Genomic DNA, 23,877 nt, shown 5'->3' with positions numbered 1-23,877 from the left:
AGCCTGGAGCAGCACGGAAAGGGATCGCCCCCAACCGCGGCTAAGCGGATCTTCCCCTGCCAGGCAAGAAAAATCCCCGCCTCCTGGAATGGAGGCGGGGATTTTCTTGCTCTGAAGCCAAGGACTACTTGCGCAGGCCCAAACGCTCGATCAGCGAACGGTAACGCTCGATGTCGGTGTTCTTCAGGTAGCCGAGCATACGACGACGGCGACCAACCAGAGCCATCAGGCCACGGCGGGTGTGGTGGTCATGCTTGTGCATTTTCAGGTGCTCGGTCAGGTCCGAAATACGGCGGGACATGACGGCAATCTGAACCTCAGGCGAACCGGTGTCACCCTCGTGGGTAGCGTAAGCCTTGATGATTTCGTTCTTGATAGTGGCATCCAAAGCCATAACAAACTCCTAGAGTTGGACCGCGTTCATAAGTCAGTGCGAACGCCGAGGCATTCACAGGGGAAACTCGCAACCGCGGACTGCAGCGAGAACCATCGTCAATCATATCACCGACGGGGACGCCGGCGGGACCTCCAAGCATGGGTGAGATACGGCACCTGCACCTTCTTATCTGGCTCATGCCCCAAATGCTCATGCCAGTACCATGCCAGGTTCGCTTCGACCTTGGCCCGCGTGGTGTCCGAGGACTTGCGGTAGTAGCTGCGTGATTTGGTCAGCTCGATAATCTCGTGGAAGTCCAGCTCCATGGACCAATGCCAGATGCCATGCTCCGGCTTCTGGAACTGCGGTCCCAACGGCGGCTCCAGCTCGGGCCGGTGCACGTCGCCTGCATGCATGATCCGTGCCAAGCGGTGCACCCAGGGAACGGTGACATCCAGCTGGTTCCACAGCAACGTCAGCCAACCGCCGTTACGCAGCAAGCGCGCCGCTTCGGCACTGGCTTGCGGGTGGTCAACCCAATGCCATGCCTGCGCGTAGGTCACCAGGTCGGCACTGCCAGCGTCCAAGCCGGTGGCTTCGCCCGTGGCGCAGACCACCTCGATCTGCGGCAAGCGCTTGGATAGGACCGAGAGCATGTCCGCGGACGGATCTACGGCGGTGACTTCCAAGCCTGCAGAAACCAGTTGCTCGGTGAAGATCCCCGAACCGCAACCGATATCCACCGCAGTTGCCGGTCGGTTCTGCAACGTGAAATCCAGCGCTTCCTGGGGATAGGAAGGACGGATCTTGTCATAGCTTTCGGCATCCGACTGGAACGCCGATGCCAATTCTTCGCGGCGCTGTGCTCCCACAACGAAGGCGCGTTGCGGCAACGAAGGTATTTCAGCCATGATTCCTAGTGGCGTTCGGCAGCCAGTACCGCACGGGCCTGGTCGACATCCTCGGTCATCTGCTCAATCAAGGCTTCGATGCCGCGGTAGGCGACCATCGGACGCAGATGGGAAATGAACTCGACGACAATCTGCTGGCCATACAGGTCGAAATCTTCCACCCCTTCTTCGGGACGGTCGATCACATGCGCCTCGACCACGCGGGAGACACCATCGAAGGTCGGGTTCGAGCCAACGGAAATTGCCGCCGGCCAACGCACCTCGGCCTCATCAATGACCCAGCCGGCATACACGCCATCGGCAGGGATGATCCCGGTGGCTTCGGGATCCAGATTTGCGGTGGGGAATCCCAGCTCGCGTCCGCGGGCGTGGCCATGCACTACTTCGCCGCGCATGCGATGCGGCCGGCCGAGGATCGCGGCGGCGGCCTCAACGTTGCCAGCCGCCAGTTCCTCGCGCACCCAGGTCGAAGACAAGCGCCGCTTATCCCCCACGTCTTCAACGCCGATGACCTCGAAACCGTATTTGGCTCCCAGCTCCTGCATGTAGCCGAAGTCTCCGGAATTGCCGCGGCCGAACCGCACATCGTGCCCGACAACGACGGCTACGGCGTTCAGCTTCTCCACGATGATGGAACGGACGAACTCTTCAGCGCTTTGATCCGCAAATTCCAGGGTGTAGTGGATCATCAGCGTGGCGTCCAGGCCAACGCTAGCCAGGGTGTCGATGCGGTCGGCGATGCCCATGATCAATTCAGGAGCACTCTCGGGACGGTGCACCAGCGCCGGGTGCGGGTCGAAAGTGATTGCCACCGATTGTGCAGAGCGCGCTTTGGCCTGTGTGACAGCTGCATCCAGCACTTCGCAGTGGCCCAGGTGGACACCGTCAAAGTTGCCAATGGTCACGACAGTGGGCGCCATATCCGCGGGGACGGCATCCAAGCCCTTCCAATAGTGCACTTTGCTCCTTCAGAAATTCTGCTGCGGTGGATGGAAAACCCACCGAGGTAATTCTTGCACGTCTTTAGACGTGACGCTCATTACGGTTACGGTACAGCCACCACAATCCGATGAGCGGCAGAACCAGCGGAACGTATCCGTACCCTTCGCCAAAACCGCTCCACACCGATGGATGCGCGAATTCTTCGGGGTGGGTCAGCGACAGGATTCCCACGACGATCACGCCCACCAATTCAATGGCTACCGCATACAGCGAGACCAGCCAGGCGCCACGCTTGGCCGAGGACAGCGAGAACGTGGCCAGGATGTAGATCAGGCCGGAAACCAGCGACAGGCTGTACGCGATCGGAGCCTCGTCGAATTTGCTCATGATCTGGTAGACCGCGCGGACCGTCGCCGCAAGAGCGAGGATGCCGTAGACGGCAATGATCACGCGGCCCAGGCCGGTGGACCGGCTCGGCTTGGGGGCCTTGTTGGCGCTGCGGGCCTCGGCGGCCTGCATGATGCGCGAGTTGCGCTGCTTTTCACCCATGGGGTACTCCTACTGCCAGATCTGTTCCATGCGGAACACCATAACGAAAGTGACCGCGGCTGACGCGGCCAGCACGGCGTTGGACCAGCGGCTCTTCTCGCTGATGGCCCAGAAGAAGGCGATCGGCGGCATGATCAGCGCCGTGATGAAGTAGCCCCAGAATTCCACCGGGTCCCCCTGCACCGCGTTGCCGCCAGCCTGGCGGATCACCGCCGCAATGCCGTAGGCAATCAGGAACAGCTCGGTGGCCACCGCGCCGATCAGCGCCCAGTCATCCGGGTGCTTGCGAATTGCTGTTGCAATCACTGCCACCAGAAACGCCAGCGCACAGACCACCGCGCCGGCGATGAAGAATCCATTCAGGGCAATCAAGCCAGGTCCTTTCGGGATTACTTGGCGGTGAAGACCAAGGCGGTACGGGCCTTGTCGCCCTTGTCTTCCAGCAACGCGACGAGCACGCCGTTGGGCGCGAACGCGGCAACGGTCTGACCTTCGGCGATGTCCATGCTCAAGTGCGAGGCGGGGATGGTGCGGCCGAACGACAGCTCGACTGCTTCGTCGACGCTGACCGTGCGGTTGGGGAACAGCGCCGCGGCAGCCTTTTCAATGGGGAGGATCTCGAATTCCTGGGCCAGCTGCTCCAAGGTGCGGGTGAGCTCGATCTTGTACGGGCCCACCTCGGTACGGCGCAGCGCGGTGAGATGCCCGCCCACGTTCAATGCTTCGCCCAGATCGCGGGCCAGCGCACGGATGTAGGTTCCGGATGAGCAGGAGACGGTGACGTCAACGTCGAGGATCTTGCCGCCGTTTTCGCGGCGCACCTCGTGGATCTCGAAACGCGAAATGGTCACCGGACGGGCCTTGAGCTCCACCTGTTCGCCGGCGCGCACGCGGGCGTAGGAACGCTTGCCATCGACCTTGATGGCCGAGACCGAGCTCGGGGTCTGCTGGATGTCGCCGCGCAGCCGGGCCACCTCGCGTTCGATGTCCTCGTCGCTGACAGCTGCTGCGATGCGTTCGGAAATGATCTCGCCTTCGGCATCGTCGGTGACGGTGTTCTGCCCCAGGCGGATGGTGGCGGTGTAGGTCTTGTCGTGGCCCACGATGTAAGTCAGCAAGCGGGTTGCCTTGTTCACGCCGATCACCAGCACGCCGGTGGCCATCGGGTCCAGGGTGCCGGCATGGCCGACTTTCCTGGTCCCAGCGAGTCGGCGGATGCGGCCCACCACGTCATGGGAGGTCATTCCCTGGTCTTTGTCGACTAATACGAGGCCTGATGCCTGCTCTTGCGTGTTCTGCCCGGCTTTACTCACGCCTTCCAGTATATGGGCTGTGCAGAGAATAAGCCTGCCGCGGGTTCCAAGCGTGGCAGATCCCACGTGCGGACCAATCCCCCTCCGATAGCGTGGCTGCAGACCCGCCCGGACGCCGCGTCACAGAGGGACTGGAAAATTATTTTGACGGGATTCCAATCCGCCAGGCATCCGGCACCGAATGCTCCATGACAGCCTGCTCCGCACGGACAGGAAAGGAACCGACGACAATAGTCGCGGCGAAGCAAGGAGAAAATCATGAAGCGCACATACAGCAAAGCCGCTGGAGTCTTCGGGCTCATCGCAGTCGCCGCCATGGGACTGAGCGCCTGCTCGACAGGTTCGGAAACCATGGAATCGCCCACCGCTTCCGCTTCGGAAAGCAGCTCTCCGATGGCCAGCGAGTCGGCCATGGATCCAGCCGGAAATCTCGTTGGCCCAGGCTGCGCAGCCTACGCCGAAGCAGTCCCGACCGGTGATGGCTCGGTAGAAGGCATGGCGCAGGATCCAGTAGCCGTCGCCGCCTCGAATAACCCGCTGCTGACCACGCTGACCTCGGCGGTATCCGGTGAGCTGAACCCGGACGTGGACCTGGTCGATACGCTCAACGGCGGCGAATTCACCGTCTTCGCACCGGTGGATGACGCCTTCGCCGAGATTCCGAAGGATGACTTGGCAGCAGTGGCCAAGGACGCCGACACCCTGACCAGCGTGCTGACCTACCATGTGGTTTCCGGCCAGATCGCACCGGCTGATCTTCCCGGAACCCACAAAACGGTCCAGGGCGAGGATCTTGAAGTCACCGGCAGCGGTGATGATCTGGAAGTCAACGGGGCCTCGGTCATCTGCGGCGGCGTGCAAACCGCCAACGCGACCGTGTACCTGGTGGACACCGTCCTGATGCCGCCGGCCAAGAAGTAGCACCCCCGGAAACAGCAGGTCCGCCGGCATGGAGGTGGTGCGTGGAATACCTTCCATGCACCACCTTCGCCGGTGCTGCGGGAACGTGGTTCCCTCAGCCCAGCTATTTCCCGAACGCCACGCCACCGCAGAGCGCCGCTGAGGCACAAATGCATGAGACTCTAGGATTCATGAGTTCCAATAGACTCGACGCCATAGAAGACGATTCCGTGCAAACGCCAGACGACTTGTTGCGGCAGGTCGCGCTGGGGGCCGAATCTGCCTTCGAATCGCTCTATGATGCCATGGCATCGCGGGTCTTCGGCCTCGTGCTGCGGGTGCTTCGCGACCAGGCGCAGAGCGAAGAGGTCACCCAGGAAGTATTCGTCGAAGCGTGGCAGCAGGCCAAGCGCTTCGATCCGTCCCGCGGAACCGCTGCATCCTGGCTGCTGACCATAGCCCACCGCCGAGCCGTGGACCGGGTGCGCTCCAGCCAAGCGAGCCAAGCCCGGGATCTGCGCATTGGAATCAAGGAATTCCAGGACAGCTACGAAGACGTGGAAGAGAACGCCATCTTGCACGACGAGACCGTACGCGTTGCCCGGGCACTGCAACAGCTCAGCGCACCGCAACGCGAAGCCATACAGCTGGCCTACTTCGGCGGATACACCCACCTGGAAGTCGCTGAGCTGCTGAAAGTACCGGTGGGAACCGCTAAAACGCGAATACGCGATGGCATGGGCAAGCTTCGAGAACTGATGGGAGTGGCGTAATGGAAAAGCATGAGAACGAGCGGACCGACAGCTTCGCCCTGGAAGCTCTGGGAGACGAGGACCGCGGCAAGCTCGCGCACCAGGACTCAGATGCCGCCCAGGCCCGCCACGAGCTGGATGCCTTGCAGGAAACTGCTGGACTGCTCGGCTTGGCAGCGCAGCCGGTTGCTCCCCCAGCACGGCTCAAGAACGATGTCATGGCAGCTATCCGCGCCACCGAGCAGCTGCCGCCCGTCCAGGACCAGGAGCCTGCCTCGGGCAGCTCCCCCGCCAGTGGCTCCACGGCTGGTGCGGAACGTGAATCCGATACCCCGGCTACGCCCCCGGCGTCGCAGCCCGGGGCACCGCGCGGCAACCAGCGCTTCTTCGCCTTGGCCGCCGGCGTCCTGCTACTGGCAGCGGCGGCGTTGGGCGGCTTGGCCATCCAGCAGAATTCCGAGCAGCGCGAGCTGGAAAGCAAAATGGCAGCCATGGCCGAACATCAGGAAGAGCTCGCCCGGATCCTGGGGGCTCCCGATGCCAAGTCCAAGACGCAGACCTTGGATGACGGGGCAACGATCACGCTGTCCTATTCCGCGGCCGAAGGACTGATGGCGGTTTCCACCTCGGGCATGCCGGAGCTGTCCAGCGACAAAGGGTACGAGCTGTGGCTGATTTCCGCCGACGGCGCAGTCCCGGCAGGAATGCTCACGGGCAGCGATGCCAACGGCATGATCATGGTTTCCGATCCGATGCAGGGGATCACTCATTTCGGGATCACCGTCGAGCCGGCCACCGGCTCCCCCGCCCCGACGACGGATCCCATCATGCTGCAGTCGCTATGAGATCGCAGAAAATCTTGTAGCCGGTTCCAATCTGCTGTGCGTCCCGTTCCGAAAACACTGTGAGTGGTTGTTCCCCCGCATTAGGGAGGGGAACATGGAACGAAACGCATGAGGTGAGTGGCAGTGGGCTTCAAGAACAAGCGCGGCAGCAGGGTTTACGTTTTCCACGCGGTAGCCGGAATATGTTCGGCAGCGCTCATGTTTGCCGTCGCCCAGTTGGCCTCGGCATTTTTCAAGAGTGCTTCCTCGCCGTTTTTCGCACTGGGGTCTGCCATCATCGACTTGACGCCTCCATGGCTCAAGGACTTCGCCATCGCCACCTTCGGGACCAATGACAAGCTGGCGCTGTTCATTTCCATCGGCGTGGCGGCAGCGGTGCTCTCTGCCCTGATCGGCCTGCTGGCCAAGCGGAGTTTCGCGTTGGCCTGCACCGCCATCATTGCTTTGGCGCTGGTGCTTGCCAGCGCTGTGGCCGCCCGCGCGTCCACCAGCCTGCTGGATGTTGTCCCTACGGTGCTGGGCGCAGTCGCCGGCATCGGAGCTCTTCATTGGCTGGCCCGGCTGGCTACAGCCACCGTCCCCGAACCCGGCCAGGGCACGGCAGCTGCCGGCCCAAGCCGCAGAATATTCTTGCGCGGCGCGGTCCTGTCCTTGGCGGCCGCGGCACTGGCCACCGCGGTGTCCACCTCCGTCTCCGCTACACGCAATATGGCTGTCGCCGCCCGCAACGCCCTGCGCCTGCCAGCGGCCCGGACGAAGGCCAAGGCCCTGCCCGAAGGAGTGCAAATAGAGGAGGCGAATATGCCCCGCTTCGTTACTCCCAACCAGGATTTCTACCGCATCGACACCGCGCTGTCGGTGCCGCAGATCGACCCGAACCAGTGGTCCTTGCGCGTGCACGGCATGGTGGAGAATGAATTCACCATCGGCTTCGACGAGCTGCTGGGCGAGGAACTCGTGGAAACGTATCTGACCCTGACCTGCGTATCGAATCCTGTCGGAGGAGATCTGGTAGGCAACGCGAAGTGGCTGGGCTACCCGCTGCGCAAGGTGCTGGAGCGCGCGGTTCCCCAGGCCGGCGCCGATATGGTGCTTTCGACTTCTCATGACGGTTTCAGCGCTTCCACACCGCTACAAGCGCTGACCGATGACCGGATGGCCTTGCTGGCTATCGGCATGAACGGCGAGCCGCTGCCCTTCGACCACGGATTCCCCGTGCGCATGGTGGTTCCCGGCCTCTACGGCTATGTCTCGGCCACCAAATGGGTGATTGATTTGGAGGTGACGCGTTTCGAGGACAAGGCCGCCTATTGGACTACCCGCGGCTGGTCTGAACGCGGTCCCATCAAGATGTCCTCCCGCATCGACACGCCTCGGCCCTTCGCCGAGGTCCCTGCAGGGGAAGTTGTCTTGGGCGGAACTGCTTGGGCGCAGACCCGGGGCATTTCACGCGTGCAGGTGCAGATCGATGACGGCCCCTGGGAGGATGCGCAGCTGGCCGCCGAAGCGTCGCTGGATACATGGCGGCAGTGGCGCTTCGTGTGGAAGGACGCGGCACCGGGCATGCATGCGGCGTCGGTGCGAGCCTATGATGCGCAGGGCAAGATGCAGACCCGCGAGAAAGCCAACCCTGTGCCCAATGGCGCCAGTGGTTGGCAGCGTCTGCAGTTCACCGTGCAGTAGCCTTGCTCACCAGCACCCTATTCGTCGCGCAGCGCCTTGATAGCTTTCTCGACCCGGCGCGTCCTGGTGTCTTCGCCGCGGGCAGCCACGATGGGCTCCACATGGCCTCGTTGCTTGCTGTAGGACAGCTTGTTCCACGCTTCAAGGAGCTGCGGCTCGGCGGAGAGCAGCACGGCCAGTGGCTCGGGAATTTCGACGGTCCGCGGCTCTTCATCCAATTCGAGTTTCACGCTGATCTCATCGCCTGCGCCCTTGCCCGTGGCAGCGCGGGTTTCAGCGTTGAAGGAAATCAGGAGCTGGCCACGCATCGATGAAATGGTGTTCCGGTAGCTATATCCCCCGTCAATGGTTACCAAGACAGGAACGCGCTTGCCACGGCCGAATCCGGCAACGACGTCATCTGGAACGACAATTCCGACGTTGTTCCCGCCGGTGGCACTGAGCACGGTGATGAATTCTGGCATTCTCGGGACCCCTGTTTCGGCTTATGCTGGTGATGGCTACGCTATCCCACGAACTCGGACCGGGTCTATGGGCCCGCACGGTTCCATGAGTGCTCCCGGCACGAGTCAGCCAGCACATCACACCGGTCCAGAGCATCAGAACGGCCAGCTGCCGCTCGGGGTTCGCGAGCACTTTAAAATGAGTCTCGACGGACCCTTGACCACCCCTGTGCCCCGGCCTAGAGTTCGATTCATATGAGCGCATTGCCACGCGCCACCGCTGGGCTCGACATCCATGGGGGATGCCGCCAGGACCGTGTTCCACGGATTCAGCAGGCTCGTGCCATGGTTCTGGAAGCATCTGGTACTCAGCGGGTTCAAGTCTGCGTCTTCTTCGCGGCCGTCATCTGGTCGCGGCTCACTCGCACTCCCAGGAGAATCTCCCATGAAATCCCGAGTTCTCGCTGCCCTCGCGGCGGGATCGCTACTTGCCGTGCCGCTCGTCGCTGCCCCGGCCCACGCTGCCGGTGCGTCCGAGCACAGCAAGCCGTCCATTGATTCGGTGCAGTCCGTTGCCGAGGGACTCGTCGGTCCGCTCAAGGTGGCTTTCGGTCCCGAAGGCTCGTACCTTGTCGCCGAGGCCTTCGGCGGAATCCTGTCATCCATCTCAACTGATGGCACCCGCCAGGTCTTGGTATCGGCTCCCGGCAAGGAAATCGCGGGCGTCTCGCATGACCGTGGCAACACCTATTACTTCGAGAACCTCGCCGGCACGGATGAAGATCCGCAAGCCGAAGGGCCCGCACTGGTCAAGGCCATTGATGCCCAGGGATCCACCCGTACCTTTGCGGACCTGTTCGAATACGAGGTGGCCCACGACCCGGATGGCCAGACGCTCTACGGCGTACGTGACGCCTCACCCGAATGCCTGGCCCAGGCCCCGTACCTCCAGACGCATGGCGAGGTGTACTCGCACCCGTACTCCAGCGTTCCGGCCGCCAACGGCCTGTACGTGGGCGATGCCGGAGGCAACGCCCTCTACCACGTCGCAGCCGACGGCACGGTCACCCTGCTGAAGACGTTGCCGGCTGAGCCGATCAAGATCGCCGAGCAAGTAGCGGCTTTGGCCGGGGAAATGGGCTTGGCCGTTCCGGAGTGCATGATGGGCCTGGATTACTGGGCCCAGCCGGTGCCTACCGACATCACCGTGCACAAGCAGTGGCTCTACTACGCCGTCTTGCCCGGCGTTCCGGGCGAGGGCCTGTCGAAGGGCAAGGTCTACCGGATGAACCTGCACAGCAAGGTCACGCAGCTAGTGGCCACCGGGCTGAATGCCCCGACCGGGGTGGCGGTCGATGACCGCGGCCGGGTGTTCGTGGCCGAGCTCTTCGGTGGCGGCGTGGGAGCCATCCGGCACAGCGAGTCCATGACGGTGCTGCCGGTGCCGATGGCTTCTGATGTGGCAATCGACGGCACCAGGGTGGCGGTCACCGCCAACGCCCTGACGCCTTCGGGCACCCTGCTCAGCGCCCGGATAGCCCGCTGATCACCGGCATCCACCGGAGGGCTTGCCGCGACGGAAACTCATGAATTAAAAATGCTGGGGATCGCACCATGGTGCGATCCCCAGCATTGCATCCGGGCGGAAGGATTCCGGGAAGCTCCTAGGCTTCTTCGGCGTCCTCGTCCTTCTTGTATGGGTCCTGGTCTCCGGCGAAGTCCTTGCCTTCGCGCAGGGCCGCGACCTCAGCGTCCTTCTCGCGGGCCTTGGCCAGCAGTTCCTCCAGGTGCGAGGCACCCTCGGGAATCTCGTCAGCGACGAAGGCCAGCGTCGGGGTCAGGCGGATGGTCAGGTTCCGGCCCAATTCCTTGCGCAGGGCGCCGCCACGCTTTTCCAGCAGGGCGGCGATGTCCTTCTTCATCTCGTCATCGCCAAAGACGGTGTAGTACACCGTAGCGTGCTGCAGGTCGTTGGTGACGCGGGCATCGGTCACGGTGACGTTGTCGATGCGCTCGTCCTTGATGACGTTGCGCAGCGACTGGGCCATGAGGACCTGTACGCGCTTAGCCAGGCGTGCGGCGCGGGCTGAATCAGCCATGGTTTTCTCCTAATGGTTCAAAACTCGTGGGCGCTTGACCAAAGCTTATCGGTCAAACGCCCACGAATCAGTGAGTCACACTGCTAATTGCCTGTCGGCAATTAGTCGCGTGGCTTTTCGCGCATCTCGAAGGTCTCGATGATGTCGCCTTCCTTGATGTCGTTGAACGACCCCAGGCCGATACCGCATTCGAAGCCCTCGCGGACCTCGGTGACATCGTCCTTCTCGCGGCGCAGCGAATCGATCGACAGGTTGTCGCCCACGACGTTGCCGTCGCGTACCAGGCGGGCCTTGGAATTGCGCTTGATAGTGCCCGAGCGGATGATCGAACCGGCAATGTTGCCGAACTTCGAGGAGCGGAATACCTGGCGGATCTCGGCGGTACCGAGGGCCACTTCTTCGTATTCCGGCTTGAGCATGCCCTTGAGCGCTGCTTCGATGTCGTCGATCGCGGAGTAGATGACCGAGTAGAAGCGCATGTCGACGCCTTCCTTGTCGGCCAGTTCTGCCACGCGCTCGGCTGGGCGGACGTTGAAGCCAATGATGATGGCGTTGTCCACGGTTGCCAGGTTGACGTCGTTCTGGGTGATCGCACCGACACCGCGGTGGATCACGCGCAGCTGCACGTCGTCGCCTACCTCGATCTTCATCAGCGAGTCTTCCAGTGCCTCGACAGCACCGGAAGCGTCACCCTTGAGGATCAGGTTCAGGGTATCGATCTTGCCATCGGCAACAGCCTTGTCGAAGTCTTCCAAGGTGATGCGCTTGCGGCGCTTGGCCAGCAACGCATTGCGCTCTGCGGTCTCGCGCTTGTCAGCGATCTGGCGGGCGGTGCGCTCGTCTTCGGTGATCAGGAAGCCGTCGCCAGCACGCGGAACCGAGGACATGCCCAGGACCTGTACCGGACGCGATGGCAGTGCCACGTCGAGGTTCTCGCCGTTCTCGTTGAACATTGCACGCACACGGCCGTGGGCGGTGCCCACCACCATGGTGTCGCCAACGCAAAGGGTACCGGACTGGACCAGGACGGTGACAACCGAACCGCGGCCCTTGTCCAGGTTCGCTTCGATAGCCACGCCGCGAGCGGACTTGTCCGGGTTCGCCTTCAGTTCCAGGACATCGGAGGTCAGCAGGACAGCGTCCAGCAGCTCTTCGATACCTTGCTTCTGCAGTGCAGAAACCTTCACGAACATGGTGTCGCCACCGTATTCCTCGGGTACCAGGCCGTACTCGGTCAGCTGGCCCATGACCTTGTCAGGGTTGGCGCCTTCCTTATCGACCTTGTTCACTGCGACGATGATCGGCACGCCGGCAGCCTGTGCGTGGTTCAGCGCTTCCACGGTCTGCGGCATGACGCCGTCGTCCGCTGCGACAACCAGCACTGCAACGTCGGTGACCTCGGCACCGCGGGCACGCATGGCGGTGAACGCCTCGTGGCCCGGGGTATCGATGAAGGTCATCGCGCGCTGGCGGCCCTCGTGCTCATGGTTGATCTGGTATGCACCGATGTGCTGGGTGATGCCGCCGTGCTCGCCCTCGATGACGTTCGACTGGCGGATGGCATCCAGCAGTCGGGTCTTACCGTGGTCGACGTGGCCCATGATGGTGATGACCGGGGCGCGCTCTTCGAGCACGTCTTCGCCTTCGGCCTCAAGTTCGGCTTCCAGGTCCAGTCCGAAGCCTTCGAGCAGCTCCTTGTCCTCGTCCTCTGGGGAGACGACAAGCACCTTGTAGCCCAGCTCTTCACCGAGCACCTCGAAGGTCGCCTCATCCAGCGACTGGGTTGCGGTAGCCATTTCACCGAGGTGGAACAGCACGGTCACCAGCGCGGCCGGGTTGGCGCCAATCTTGTCAGCGAAATCGGTGATCGACGCGCCGCGGCGCAGACGGATCTCGGTGTCACCGGTGCCGCGCGGAACATTCACGCCCCCCAATGACGGAGCACTCATCTGCTCCAATTCCTGGCGCTTTGCGCGCTTGGACTTGCGCTGCTTGCCGCGACCGGCGCCTCCCTTGCCGAAAGCGCCGCCAACGCCACCGCGGCCGCGTGGTGCGCCTGGGCGGAAGCCGCCACCGGTGCCGCCACCGCCGCCGCCACCTGGGCGACCGCGTCCGCCGGCACCTGCACCCGGACGTCCGCCGCCTGCTGGGGCTGGACGATCGGTGCGATTAGGCATCATGCGCGGAGTTGCAGTGGTGCCGGCGCCTGGGCGTGGACCGCCTGCACCAGCTGGGCGTGGAGCGCCCTGGCCTGCTGGGCGTGGGCCGCCTGCGCCGGCTGGACGTGGACCGCGCTGGCCATCGCGTGGCGGGCGTGGGCCGCCCTGGCCGTCGCGGGCCGGGCGTGGACCGCCAGCACCAGCTGGACGTGGACCGCGCTGGCCGTCACGTGGCGGACGAGGACCGCCCTGGCCACCTTCGCCGCGCATGCCCTGCTGCGAGGAGAACGGGTTGTTGCCTGGACGTGGACCGCCCGGACGTGGGGCGCCTGGACGTGGGGCACGACCGCCTTCGCGGCTGCCGCCGCCACGGCGTTCGCCGGACTCAGCGCCGCGCATTCCCTGCTGGGACGAGAACGGGTTGTTGCCTGGGCGCGGAGCGCCTGGCTTTGGAGCCGGCTTGGCGCCTGGCTTCGGTGCTGGGGCTGCACCCGGCAATGGAGCGCCAGGGGTTGCCTTCGCGGTTGGAGCGGCAGGTGCTGCTGGTGCAGCAGGAGCCGGAGCCGGCTTGGCGCCTGGCTTCGGCGCCGAGCCACCTGGGGTAGCTGCCGGCTTTGGAGCTCCAGGGGTCGCTGGCTTGGCGGCGGCTGGCTTCGCAGCTGCTGCTGGCTTGGCGGCACCGTTCGAACCCGGGAATGCGTCGCGCAGCTTGCGCGCTACGGGTGGTTCAACGGTCGAGGAAGCGGAACGAACGAATTCGCCCATGTCCTGCAACTTGGTTAGTGCTTCTTTTGAAGTGATTCCGAGCTCTTTGGCGAGCTCGTGAACGCGGGGTTTAGCCACATCTCTCCTGTGTCGATGTGATCTGCTCAAACCCCGGTATCAAAAGATAAATCTTTGGATCAGCGGTCTGGCAGATCAGCTGTGTAATTCGTGAAATTCTTCCGTCGCACGGTGGATCACGCAGAACTGATAATTCATCGTTGTGCGCTCAGCATTGCCGACTCATCGGGTTGCCATCAGATTTCTGACCCGCTTTCATCATGTTTGCCAGATAGCTGGCTTGCTGCCAACTGATCTTCGTATGCAGTGAATTCCTGCAGTACCTGCGAATCGTCTACCGCGGATCTGAAGGTCCGCGCGAACGCTCGGCGCTGCACTGCTTGCTGCACACACTTTTCGGTCCCGTGGGTCCAAGCGCCCCGCCCGAAAGCGGAACCTTGCAGATCCAGATTCACCGCACGCAGCGGTGCACCGTCTTTGAGGACCCAACGGAGCAGCTCGTTCTTATTGGTTACGGTTCGACAGCCAATGCACGTGCGTTGCTGATGCAGCTTCATGCGAGCGCCGTCGCCACCTTCCCAAGTTATTACGAGCCATCTACTAGTCTAGCGCGTTTGGACGCCATAGCGCGCATGAGATGCGGCTCACACGCAACCAGGCGTCCAGCACGCTGAACCGGAATTCTTCGGCAGCTGCTTACAGCTGCGGTTCCTTGCCGCCCGATGCGGCCAGGATGTCGATGCGCCAACCGGTCAGCTTGGCTGCGAGGCGGGCATTCTGCCCTTCCTTGCCGATCGCCAGCGAGAGCTGGGAGTCGGGGACAACCACGCGGGCACGGCGTTCACTTTCGTCCAGGATCTCCACCGAGATGACTTTCGACGGGGACAGAGCCGCTGCGATGAATTTTGCTGGATCCTCGTTGTAATCGACGATGTCGATCTTTTCGTCATTCAGCTCGTTCATCACAGCGCGCACGCGGGTTCCCATTTCGCCAATGCAGGCGCCCTTGGCGTTGACGCCGGCCTTGGTTGCACGCACGGCGATCTTGGTGCGGTGGCCAGCTTCGCGGGCCAGCGCCTCGACCGCGACGGTGCCGTCAGCGATTTCCGGAACTTCCATTTCGAACAGCCGGCGAACCAGGTTCGGGTGGGAGCGCGACAGGGTAATGGCCGGGCCCTTGTTGCCGCGCTCGGCCGAGACAACGTAGGCGCGCAGGCGGTTGCCGTGCTGGTACTTCTCGCCTGGCGACTGCTCGACCGGCGGCAGCAGCGCTTCCAAGTCGCCGAGCTTGACCTGCACCATGTGCGAGGAGTAGCCCTGCTGGATGACGCCGGAGATCAAGGTGCCGACACGGGCCGCGTACTCGCCAACGACCTGCGCATCTTCTGCTTCCCGCAGGCGCTGCATGATCACCTGGCGTGCGGTCGAAGCGGCAATGCGGCCGAAGCCGTGAGGAGTATCGTCGAATTCGCCCAGCAGCACGCCGGCGTTATCGCGGTCTTCCACCAGGATCGCCACATGGCCGTTGCTGCGCTCAATATGCGCGCGAGCGCCAGGCATGGCGCCTTCGGTCTTGTTGTAGGCCAGCAGCAGGGCCGACTCGATGGTTGGAATCAAGACATCCATCGGGATGTCGCGGTCTTTTTCCAGGATGCGCAGCGCATTCATATCAATATCCACGCTTAGCCCTCCAAATCTTCAGTATCGACAGTGTCCAAGAGCGCGTCGTCGAAGTTCAGTTCTGGATCGACAACTGCTTTGCGGATATTTTCAAATGCATGGGCCGCAGGTTCGAGCACCTTGACCTTCATGCCCTTCTTGGCCGGCTCGCGGTGCTCGGCAACCAGCACGTCATTTTCGTTGACCTCTAGCAGGCGTCCGCGGAGCTTCGTGCCGTCCGCCAGTGAAAGCTTGACCATGCGGTTGATGGCGCGGATCCAGTGGCGCTGGGCAGTCAACGGTCGGGAGAGTCCAGGGGAACTGACTTCGAGTTCGTATGGAGCCGCATTCGCATAGACGGCGTCCTTGTCCAGGGTATTGGAGATGGTGGTGGTGACTTCGCCAAGTTCATCGAGATCCAGCGTTTCATGCCCGTCAGCTTTGTCGACGATGATCTGCAGGATCATTTGCTTGCCGGAGGGACGCAAGGTGACTTCTTCTAAGAGAAGCCCGTGGGATTCTACGTCTTTGGAGAGCAATGCAGTCAGACGCTGCGCTTCCTGTTCGGTATCGGCCGGCATTCCGGTCATGGATATCCTCCCACGCTATTCGATGTTGTCCTTTAAGCCTATATTGCGTTCCGCTCATTGAGAACATCCAAACGGGCACAGGTGAAGGAACTCACGCCCATTTTCCATTCATCGTGGCGCGCGGCACCGCCAATGCCCTCATTGCCTGTGTTGATCATGGCATGATCGAAACGCTATGACTGAAAAAACGCCTTATTCCTCCCCTCGCTCCGACAGGCAAGCACGCCGTGCTCCGGGCTGGATTGCTCCGGCCTTGGCTGGCGCAGTTGCCGTGGGAGTGACGTGGGGAATAGGCAGCACGCTCTTTCATGGTGCCCTGGTCGAGCACGGACTGCCCGAACAAGTCAGCGAGGCCAGCGCCGATCAACGCACGATGTGGGAACAGGGAGCAAAGCTCGCGGATCTGGCATCCCAGGCCCAGGCTTTGGCCAAACTGGCACCCGAGGAAAACGCATCGCAGCTGTCCGCACTGGCAACTTCCTTGTCGCAGGGTTCAGCGCTGCTCGGCGAATTGCGTTTCGATGACCAAGAACCTGCGGCGTTGCCGCAACGCTACTCCCCCGACGCACTGGTTGCCCTTGCCACGAATGTCGCCCATGCCTCGGCACAGATGCCTGCATTCGAGGAGCCGTCGCTTCCCAGGGATTCGAAACTGGCCGAGATTGCCTTCCAGATCAATCTGGATGCCCGCCGTGCAGTTGCATCATCAGGTGACGAGCGCGACCTCGACTTGGCCCTGCCGCTGAGCAAAGTCGCGGGCGAGGAAAAGCAGAATGACCAGCTGGTAGCCTGCCTGCCGCATGCAGATCTGCTGGACCCGGCTATGGAAATCACCGGAGCGCAGGACATCGAGCCAACGGCCGTCGCCCGTGCACTGGACCGCGGCTACGCGCTGGATTTCCTTCTTCAGCTCACGGCTGCTCGTGGCGCCGAGTCAGCCAAGGATGCCATTGAAGATCGGCGCAGCGAATTGGGAAATCAGCTTCGCGGCCTGCGCGACGTCGTTGACGACCGGTGTGCAGACCTGCGCGAGCCCGCCTATGCATTGCCCGAAGGCGGACTGGAAGAACTAGCCAAGCTCTCCGCAGCAGCCGAAGAAGATTTTGCTGAATCGCTGGTCGTAGCAGCGGGAAATACCGATGGCGCCGCTGGATTGGAAATTTCCGCCCTAGCATTCCAAGCTCTCCGCGAACTCCACGGATCAAGTAGCGACTACCGTCTCTTGGAAACTGCCGAGTCCAAGAAATAGCTTGAGTTCCAGCAGATTTTTCTGGCATATTTCCCACGTCGTTGATTTATCACGAAATAATTACAACCTTGATTCTCCACGGCGAATTATGGCCAGGGTTGGAACAGGCGTTTCTGCCGCGTTGAAGCGTGCAATACTTCAACGATCAGTGGTTTTTAACCTTGCGTCTCGTTGAAACTGGTATGCGCAATACCGGTTTTTCGTAATCGACAGTATTTTCAGCTACCAGCCTCCCCTATTCCCTCCACCATGGAATGAAGCTGCAACTATGTGAATTTCAATCCTATTCAACTGCTCTCGATATTCACTGCCAAAGGGTCTATGGTGAATTACAAGTGCTTAAGATTCGGCATTCAGCTCCGCTAAAACGGAGTGAAAATTTCCGCTTTCTTCCACTTATTGGGGAACTAACCACTTGCAGCTAGGTCGTCAATTGGAGGTATTGAAATGTCAGGTCGATACATGCGTTCGACGATAGCTGAACTGGTCAGCGAAGTGATCAGTTCACGGCAAGGCCGTGCGCAGCTCAGCGCACATGGTTGGATTCAGGGCATGCCCATTGTCATCGCGCAATCCGGAGAATCTGTCAACGACGTCATGTCGCTCGTAGCCGCGCATCAGCCTCCGGTGCTGGTCGCTACCCTCGACCCCGAGAACAACGATTTGTGGTTCTTGTACGTATCAATCGGCTGCACCGCGTTGAAGACCGTGGATCCGCTGGAACCCCGCACGACAATTGCCCAACTCTACAAAGCCGCATTAGGCTCTAGCTTCCTGACCTTCAGGATCGCGCAAATGCCGTCCAGTTCCATGGTTCATGCCATCGAACCGCAACAGGTCCAGCATCATGCCGGTTACCCGCCAATTAGCACATCAGCTGCCGGAAGCCGCTAGACCTTTCAGTTTCCGGCCAGGATCAGGTCCGAACCGAGCTTGATGATCAGTGCCGAAACGACGATCACGAAGACGATGCGTATGAAGGCGCTGCCCTTTGAGATGGCCATGCGCGCGCCGAGGTAGCCGCCGAGCATATTCATCAAGCCCATGGCCAGGCCCAAGGCCACCAAGACGTGCCCCGTCGGGACGAAGAGCAGCAACGCACCCAGATTGGTGCACAGGTTCACGATCTTCGCCTTGGCGGAGGACTGCAGGAAGTTGTAGCCCAGCACCGTCACCATGGCGATGATCAAGAACGATCCAGTGCCTGGCCCGATCATCCCGTCGTAGCCGCCGATCAGCAGCCCGATCAGGATGGCGCGCACATAGTGCCCATGCCCGGTGTAGCGCAGGCGCGACAGCTCCCCCGCTTTGGGCTTGAGGATCGTGAAGAGCAGCACCGCAATGAGTGCTGCGATGATGATGGGCTGAATCGCTTCGGCTGGAAGTATTGTTGCCAGCGCGGCTCCGCCGAACGCCCCGAGCATCGCGGTCAATGCCATCGGAATCGCAGTTTTCAAATCCGGGCTGGTGCGCCGGTAGTAGGTCACCGCGCTGGTTGCAGTCCCGAAGATCGAGCCGAGCTTATTCGTGGCCAACGCCTGCACCGGAGTGATGCCGGGGAAAAGAAGCAGCGCGGGCAATTGGATCAGGCCGCCGCCGCCAACCACCGCGTCGATCCATCCAGCGCCCAAGGCTGCCAGAAGCAGCAAGGCCAGGGGCCAGAAGGAGACGGGTTCACCGTTGACGGACAGCAATTCCAAGATCTCTTGCACCGCGCTACTCCCCTATTCAGTTTTCGGCTGCCGCGCTCTTAGGCAGACAGCTCCCCAACGACGTCCTCGACCTTGACGTCGCGGCGTTCGCCTGAGGTACGGTCCTTGACCTCGACTACGCCCTCTGCGAGGCCACGGCCCACCACGACAATGGTTGGGATGCCGATCAGTTCCGCATCGGAGAACTTCACGCCAGCGGAAACCTTTGGACGGTCGTCCAGGATGACCTCCAGGCCGGCCGCTTCGAATTCGGCGGCCAGCTTCTCGGCGGCTTCCAGCAGCTCTGGGCCCTTGCCGGTGACAACCATGTGGATGTCGGCTGGGGCAACCTGCTTTGGCCATGCCAGGCCGTTTTCGTCGTGGTACGCCTCGGCGAGCGCGGCTACAGCACGGGTGACGCCAATGCCGTAAGAACCCATGGTGACGACGGTCAGCTTGCCGTTCTGATCCAGGACCCGCAGATCCAGTGCTTCGGCGTACTTGCGGCCGAGCTGGAAGATGTGTCCCATTTCGATGCCGCGTTCGGTGCGCAGCGGGCCGGAGCCATCCGGTGCCGGATCTCCTTCGAGCACGTTGACCGACTCGATGGTGCCGTCAAAGCCGAAGTCGCGCTCGGCCACCAGGCCGAAGACGTGCTTGCCCTTTTCGTTTGCGCCGGTGATCCACGAGGTGCCGGATACAACACGGGGATCAACCAGGTAGGTGATGCCGCTGGTTCCCTCGGTACCCAGAACAGCCTTGTCCAGGCCGTTGCCCGGGCCGATGTAGCCAGCAACCAATTCTGGGTGCTTGGCCAGGTCTTCGCCGTTAGCGGCTTCAACCTGGACCTCGCCGATGATGCCCAGCGGGGCACCTACGGTAGCTTCGACGCGCTTCAGGTCCACCTGGCGGTCGCCTGGAACACCGATGATTACCAGCTGGCGGTTGCCTTCAGGGTCGGTCACGGCCAGGACAACGTTCTTCAGGGTATCCTTGGCTTCCCAGGCACCGGCCTCGCGTGGTCGCAGCTCGTTGGCCGCGGCCACCAGGGTTTCGATGGTCGGGGTGTCCGGGGTATCGACGACCTCGAACGCAGGTGCGTTGGTGTAATCGATGGATTCTGGCACCACGGTGGTCACAGCCTCGACGTTCGCAGCATAGCCGCCTGCCGAACGCACGAAGGTGTCCTCGCCGATAGCCGTTGGATGCAGGAACTCCTCGGATTTGGAGCCACCCATGGCGCCTGCCTGCGCGAAGACCGGGACAACTTCCAGTCCCAGGCGCTCGAAAATCTTCAGGTAGGCGGCGCGGTGCGCCATGTAGGCCTCGTCCAGGCCCTCGTCATCGATGTTGAAGGAGTAGGAATCCTTCATGATGAATTCGCGGCCGCGCAGCAGGCCCGCGCGCGGACGTGCTTCGTCGCGGTACTTGTTCTGGATCTGGTACAGGTAGACCGGCAGATCCTTGTACGAGTTGTACAGGTCCTTCACCAGCAGGGTGAACATTTCCTCATGGGTCGGAGCCAGGAGGTAATCCGCATCTTTGCGGTCCTTGAGGCGGAACAGGCCTTCGCCGTATTCGGTCCAGCGGCCGGTCTGCTCGTAAGGCTCGCGTGGCAACAGCGCTGGGAAGTGGACTTCCTGGCCGCCGATAGCGTTCATTTCCTCGCGAACGATAGCTTCAACACGCGCAAGGACCTTCAAACCCAACGGCAACCAGGTGTAGATTCCCGGGGCCGCACGACGGATGTAACCGGCGCGTACCAACAACTTGTGGCTGGCGACTTCGGCGTCAACCGGATCTTCACGCAAGGTGCGCAAGAAGGTAGTGGAAAGCTTCAAAACCACTCGGGGTGTCCTTTTCCGTCCGTCGACTTCAGAGATATTTCCGGATGCCGACTAGCTATGCAAAATCAAATGGGTTTTGGCCAGAAAATTGGCCTTAATCAATGCTACAGCTTTCGGCGACTTCCCAATAAATTCAAGGGGTCGAGCGGAACCGTGTTGCGTTTTCAGTAGCTTGCTCCCGCTTCTGGGCCACTGCTGGGCGTTGCAAGGTTCTTGCTTATTGAGGAGGTGACTTTAAACGAGACACCGCCTCGGTGCGCGTTTCTCACTGATTCTTGCTCGGAGCGTGTCCGCACATTGCGCCGCTCCACTGGCCATGGACACGGTTCATCAGCAGGTTCTTAACCGAACCTTCGTCTGAGACCACTCCATCCATCGGCAGCTGCTGCCTCACTTTGGAAGTATTTTCCATGCAAATGCGCGAAGCCCCTCTGGTCCAGGAACCAGAGGGGCATTCGCCACCGGAAGCGAGCTTACTTGGCCGCCGCCTTGACCTCTGCAACCGCCTTGTTCAGTTCATCAACGAGAGTCTTCACAGCCTCGTCTTCACTTTGTTCGGTGGTTTGGGTGTGGGAGACGGCAACGACGTTGTCGCCAACTACGCCCTGAATCTGGTACGAACCGCCCGGCACTTCAGCACCGTTCATGGTCATGGCGGTGTGGGTAGCGATAGTCTTGTCTGCGTCAGACTCAGCATCCAGGATCTTGGCAGAGGCCGAAACTTCCTGGCCTGCTACCTTCATCGAGAAGTCCTCGCAACCCTGCAAGTCCTTGGCATCTGCCATCTTGTTGATTGCTTCCAGCTTGGCAGCATCCTCGTAGCCAGCGACCGAATAGCTGCTGCTCTCACCGGCCTCGCCGACGACAATCGCTGCAGCCATGTTGACGCCGTCCAGGTCCTGGGTTCCCTGCTGCGCAACGTATTCCGCGCACTGCGCTGGTTCGATCTCCATCTGATCGATCAGTCCCTTTGCGCTTTCAACCGAGGCGCTCAGCGCAGCGCTATCCAGAACCTGCACATTCGGTTCGTCTCCACCGAGAGTTTTGGCGACCGCAGCGGCTTGCTCGGCGGTCAGCGCCGGGACTGCCGTGCTTTCCTGTTCCTGAGGGGCCTCCGAAGAGCCTGCAGCTCCTTCGGTTCCCGAATTCGAGCTGCAACCGGTCAGTGCCAGGGCAACTGCTACGGGCAGCACCCAGAGTGAACGCTTTTTCATGGTGATTTCCTCACTATGGTGATGATAAGCCACCCCCAGCATTTCACAATATGTTGGAAATAAAAAGACAACAAGAGAGTGTTGCAGCGAATGGACTTGGGCAAGCTGTTCACTTGAATCGTCAAGAGCTGGTCAAGCGCCACCCACTGCCAGGAAAGCATCAGTCAAAGAGAAATCCGCAGGTGCCACACATGGACAAGCCCCTGGCAGTCGAATCGCACTTCAACTGCCAGGGGCTTCAATGTGACTCGGAAGATGCATTGCTTCTCGGCAAACTATCCGCGTCGCTACCGCCACGGGCATCCCGCTCCTACGCGCAGCACCGCCTGATATTGGCGAGTCGGGGCACCGAGCACATACGACTATTGCTTTCGAACCGCGTCGATTTCGGCGAACGCACGATCCGTCAATTCCACGGCTTGCACGGCCAGCTCAGCTGCTTGCTGCGAACCTGTCTGCAAGGTAACCAGGACGAAATCGCCGTCCCGCAGCGCCTGCACCACGACCGAGGTCAATAGCTGTCCTCCACCTGCGTCCATTTGAGTCGACATGGTCAACGACTGGTCAGCTTTGACATCCAAGGGCAGGATCTGGCGTTCAGTTTCGATTTTTTCGCCACCGGTCTCAACGGTGACGTTTTCGCATCCCTCTAGATCATCCAGGGTCAGCGCCTGTGAAACGTTGTTGCGGGTGGCATCGTCTGTCAAGGAGAAGACCTGCACGACCTTGCCGACGGATTCCGAGGAGCTGGTTGCCGTTGCGGATACGGATGCTGTCAAGTCGGTGACTGAATACTTGGCATTCAACTCGGCGCATTTCTCCGGCTTGATGCCGCTGGGAGCCTTCGCATTCTTGGCAATTTCCAGTTGCTGCTGCATTTGCTCGTTGCCGACCACCTGGACTGCGTTGTCGCCTTCCATAAGCTTGGAAGCGACGGATTTCACCTGCTCGGCAGTGAGCGCGCCATCCGAGGCAGCCTCTTTCTGGCTGTCTACGGAGGTCGTTGAAGCAGCCGATTGCGCAGGTTCACTAGCTGAATTTGAAGAACAGCCGGCCAGCATCATGCTCATCGCCAATGGCAGGGCCCAAAGGGTTAAACGCTTAGTCATTTACTGCTTTCCGTTGTTGCCGCCGAAGAGCCGACGACGTCGTAAAAATAAACTACTGGGTCAGCTGGCCCATGAGCTTTTGAAGGATCTCTGACGCTTCTTCAACTTCATTCGCGGTGTTCCCCGCTGATGTGGAGCGCTGTAGGCCGAGAAGGACATTCGAGCTGGCAGTGCGAATGATCAGCTGCTGCTGGGTCGACGACCCATCACTGCTGGTGATCACATACCCATCGGATAATCCTGCTGAAGAATCTATGGGCTGCTTGGCAAGATGATAGGCACGAGTCTCGTTGCCCCGCTTTACGGTGTACCGCGCGCAATCAGCGTTGGCCGCCGTTTTGGCATCCCATTGGGCCTGCAAGAATTCAGAATCCTTGTAGATTGCGACCGTGAGGTAGCTGTCCTCGAATTCAACGGCGCCCATCGTGGCGTTCCTCAATTGATCGGCTACTGGCTCAGCAAAAGTGACCCCGCATTTGCTGGGATTCACTTTGACGTTCTCGATCCATTCCTGGGCTTGCGGAATGTTCTCACGAAGTTGCTTGTCGCTGATGACCTCGGAATTCTTTTCTCCTTGGGCGAATTCCTCGAGCAGGTTCTCCAGCTGTGCGCCATCGAGGCGAACCTGGGCTACCGGTGATGCGCCGACTTCGGATTCTGGTGAGCTGCACCCGCTCATCAGGAGTACTGCTGCGCACATAGCAGCGCCCAAGTGCGCTCTAGCGCCAAAGCCTCGAACCACCAATTTTCCCATCACCGTCGC

24 protein-coding genes are annotated in these 23,877 nt (G+C 61.3%); 7 read left to right on the top strand and 17 right to left on the bottom strand.

Going from position 1 to position 23,877, the window contains the following annotated elements:
• Positions 1 to 124 precede the first annotated feature (124 nt).
• From rpsO to truB, 6 genes are all read right to left on the bottom strand, one after another.
• Positions 125 to 394, bottom strand: coding sequence for a 30S ribosomal protein S15 (rpsO, locus tag F0M17_RS05075; RefSeq protein ID WP_013348393.1), 270 nt, complete (start codon positions 392 to 394; stop codon positions 125 to 127).
• 107 nt (positions 395 to 501) lie between these two features.
• A complete protein-coding gene (locus tag F0M17_RS05070) occupies positions 502 to 1,287 on the bottom strand; it encodes a class I SAM-dependent methyltransferase (RefSeq protein WP_149596577.1) in 786 nt (261 codons plus the stop codon).
• Positions 1,288 to 1,292: 5 nt separating this feature from the next.
• Positions 1,293 to 2,246, bottom strand: coding sequence for a bifunctional riboflavin kinase/FAD synthetase (locus F0M17_RS05065; protein ID WP_121866442.1), 954 nt, complete (start codon positions 2,244 to 2,246; stop codon positions 1,293 to 1,295).
• A 64-nt stretch (positions 2,247 to 2,310) separates the two neighbouring features.
• Positions 2,311 to 2,778, bottom strand: coding sequence for a hypothetical protein (locus F0M17_RS05060; RefSeq protein WP_174787679.1), 468 nt, complete (start codon positions 2,776 to 2,778; stop codon positions 2,311 to 2,313).
• Positions 2,779 to 2,787: 9 nt separating this feature from the next.
• Positions 2,788 to 3,150 (bottom strand): hypothetical protein, encoded by a 363-nt coding sequence (locus tag F0M17_RS05055; RefSeq protein WP_083586687.1) that lies wholly within the window; start codon positions 3,148 to 3,150, stop codon positions 2,788 to 2,790.
• 17 nt (positions 3,151 to 3,167) lie between these two features.
• Positions 3,168 to 4,091, bottom strand: coding sequence for a tRNA pseudouridine(55) synthase TruB (truB, locus tag F0M17_RS05050; RefSeq protein ID WP_121866441.1), 924 nt, complete (start codon positions 4,089 to 4,091; stop codon positions 3,168 to 3,170).
• A 258-nt stretch (positions 4,092 to 4,349) separates the two neighbouring features.
• On the opposite strand from truB, the gene F0M17_RS05045 reads away from it, so the two are divergent.
• From F0M17_RS05045 to F0M17_RS05030, 4 genes are all read left to right on the top strand, one after another.
• Entirely contained in the window at positions 4,350 to 5,012 is a 663-nt protein-coding gene (locus tag F0M17_RS05045; RefSeq protein ID WP_038989659.1) for a fasciclin domain-containing protein, read from the top strand.
• Positions 5,013 to 5,182: 170 nt separating this feature from the next.
• Positions 5,183 to 5,764: an ECF RNA polymerase sigma factor SigK gene (sigK, locus tag F0M17_RS05040; protein ID WP_073706751.1), complete on the top strand. Its 582-nt coding sequence runs from the start codon at positions 5,183 to 5,185 to the stop codon at positions 5,762 to 5,764.
• Complete coding sequence (locus F0M17_RS05035) at positions 5,764 to 6,588, top strand: anti-sigma factor (protein ID WP_121866440.1); 825 nt, start codon at positions 5,764 to 5,766, stop codon at positions 6,586 to 6,588. The genes sigK and F0M17_RS05035 overlap by 1 nt, the downstream gene beginning before the upstream one ends.
• A gap of 198 nt (positions 6,589 to 6,786) precedes the next feature.
• Positions 6,787 to 8,271, top strand: coding sequence for a molybdopterin-dependent oxidoreductase (locus tag F0M17_RS05030; RefSeq protein WP_149596576.1), 1,485 nt, complete (start codon positions 6,787 to 6,789; stop codon positions 8,269 to 8,271).
• Positions 8,272 to 8,288: 17 nt separating this feature from the next.
• On the opposite strand, the gene F0M17_RS05025 is transcribed toward F0M17_RS05030, so the two are convergent.
• Complete coding sequence (locus F0M17_RS05025) at positions 8,289 to 8,735, bottom strand: YdeI/OmpD-associated family protein (RefSeq protein ID WP_149596575.1); 447 nt, start codon at positions 8,733 to 8,735, stop codon at positions 8,289 to 8,291.
• Positions 8,736 to 9,159: 424 nt separating this feature from the next.
• On the opposite strand from F0M17_RS05025, the gene F0M17_RS05020 reads away from it, so the two are divergent.
• On the top strand, positions 9,160 to 10,260 hold the full coding sequence (locus F0M17_RS05020; protein WP_168201956.1) for a ScyD/ScyE family protein: 1,101 nt from the start codon (positions 9,160 to 9,162) through the stop codon (positions 10,258 to 10,260).
• Between the two features lie 118 nt (positions 10,261 to 10,378).
• Here the strand turns inward: F0M17_RS05020 and rbfA are convergent, their stop codons facing one another.
• The 5 genes from rbfA to rimP form a co-directional block, all read right to left on the bottom strand.
• Complete coding sequence (gene rbfA, locus F0M17_RS05015) at positions 10,379 to 10,813, bottom strand: 30S ribosome-binding factor RbfA (RefSeq protein ID WP_073706748.1); 435 nt, start codon at positions 10,811 to 10,813, stop codon at positions 10,379 to 10,381.
• 101 nt (positions 10,814 to 10,914) lie between these two features.
• On the bottom strand, positions 10,915 to 13,815 hold the full coding sequence (gene infB / locus F0M17_RS05010) for a translation initiation factor IF-2 (protein WP_073706747.1): 2,901 nt from the start codon (positions 13,813 to 13,815) through the stop codon (positions 10,915 to 10,917).
• 176 nt (positions 13,816 to 13,991) lie between these two features.
• The gene (locus tag F0M17_RS17825; protein WP_052253499.1) at positions 13,992 to 14,312 is read right to left on the bottom strand and encodes a YlxR family protein; all 321 of its coding nucleotides are present in this window, start codon (positions 14,310 to 14,312) and stop codon (positions 13,992 to 13,994) included.
• A gap of 139 nt (positions 14,313 to 14,451) precedes the next feature.
• Positions 14,452 to 15,435 carry a transcription termination factor NusA gene (nusA, locus tag F0M17_RS05000; RefSeq protein WP_038989667.1) on the bottom strand — a complete coding sequence of 328 codons (984 nt, stop codon included), beginning with the start codon at positions 15,433 to 15,435 and terminating at the stop codon, positions 14,452 to 14,454.
• Positions 15,436 to 15,437: 2 nt separating this feature from the next.
• The gene (gene rimP / locus F0M17_RS04995; protein WP_149596573.1) at positions 15,438 to 16,004 is read right to left on the bottom strand and encodes a ribosome maturation factor RimP; all 567 of its coding nucleotides are present in this window, start codon (positions 16,002 to 16,004) and stop codon (positions 15,438 to 15,440) included.
• 175 nt (positions 16,005 to 16,179) lie between these two features.
• Between rimP and F0M17_RS04990 the strand changes: the two genes are divergently transcribed.
• Positions 16,180 to 17,253: a hypothetical protein gene (locus F0M17_RS04990; RefSeq protein WP_149596572.1), complete on the top strand. Its 1,074-nt coding sequence runs from the start codon at positions 16,180 to 16,182 to the stop codon at positions 17,251 to 17,253.
• 552 nt (positions 17,254 to 17,805) lie between these two features.
• Positions 17,806 to 18,147, top strand: coding sequence for a hypothetical protein (locus tag F0M17_RS04985; RefSeq protein WP_210416695.1), 342 nt, complete (start codon positions 17,806 to 17,808; stop codon positions 18,145 to 18,147).
• Between the two features lie 5 nt (positions 18,148 to 18,152).
• On the opposite strand, the gene F0M17_RS04980 is transcribed toward F0M17_RS04985, so the two are convergent.
• The 5 genes from F0M17_RS04980 to F0M17_RS04960 all read right to left on the bottom strand — a co-directional run bounded on the left by F0M17_RS04980 (position 18,153) and on the right by F0M17_RS04960 (position 23,871).
• Entirely contained in the window at positions 18,153 to 18,944 is a 792-nt protein-coding gene (locus F0M17_RS04980; protein ID WP_149597706.1) for a TSUP family transporter, read from the bottom strand.
• 59 nt (positions 18,945 to 19,003) lie between these two features.
• Positions 19,004 to 20,791: a proline--tRNA ligase gene (locus F0M17_RS04975; RefSeq protein ID WP_073706744.1), complete on the bottom strand. Its 1,788-nt coding sequence runs from the start codon at positions 20,789 to 20,791 to the stop codon at positions 19,004 to 19,006.
• A gap of 473 nt (positions 20,792 to 21,264) precedes the next feature.
• On the bottom strand, positions 21,265 to 22,005 hold the full coding sequence (locus F0M17_RS04970; RefSeq protein ID WP_038989677.1) for a hypothetical protein: 741 nt from the start codon (positions 22,003 to 22,005) through the stop codon (positions 21,265 to 21,267).
• A gap of 362 nt (positions 22,006 to 22,367) precedes the next feature.
• Positions 22,368 to 23,114, bottom strand: a complete 747-nt coding sequence (locus F0M17_RS04965; RefSeq protein WP_149596570.1) for a hypothetical protein — start codon at positions 23,112 to 23,114, stop codon at positions 22,368 to 22,370.
• Positions 23,115 to 23,166: 52 nt separating this feature from the next.
• Entirely contained in the window at positions 23,167 to 23,871 is a 705-nt protein-coding gene (locus F0M17_RS04960; protein WP_168201953.1) for a hypothetical protein, read from the bottom strand.
• Between the last annotated feature and the right edge of the window lie 6 nt (positions 23,872 to 23,877).

This window comes from Glutamicibacter sp. ZJUTW (assembly GCF_008370855.1).
GTDB classification, from domain to species: domain Bacteria; phylum Actinomycetota; class Actinomycetes; order Actinomycetales; family Micrococcaceae; genus Glutamicibacter; species Glutamicibacter nicotianae.
Note: the sequence above shows the minus strand (reverse complement) of the source record. Positions and strands in the feature narration are given on the sequence as shown.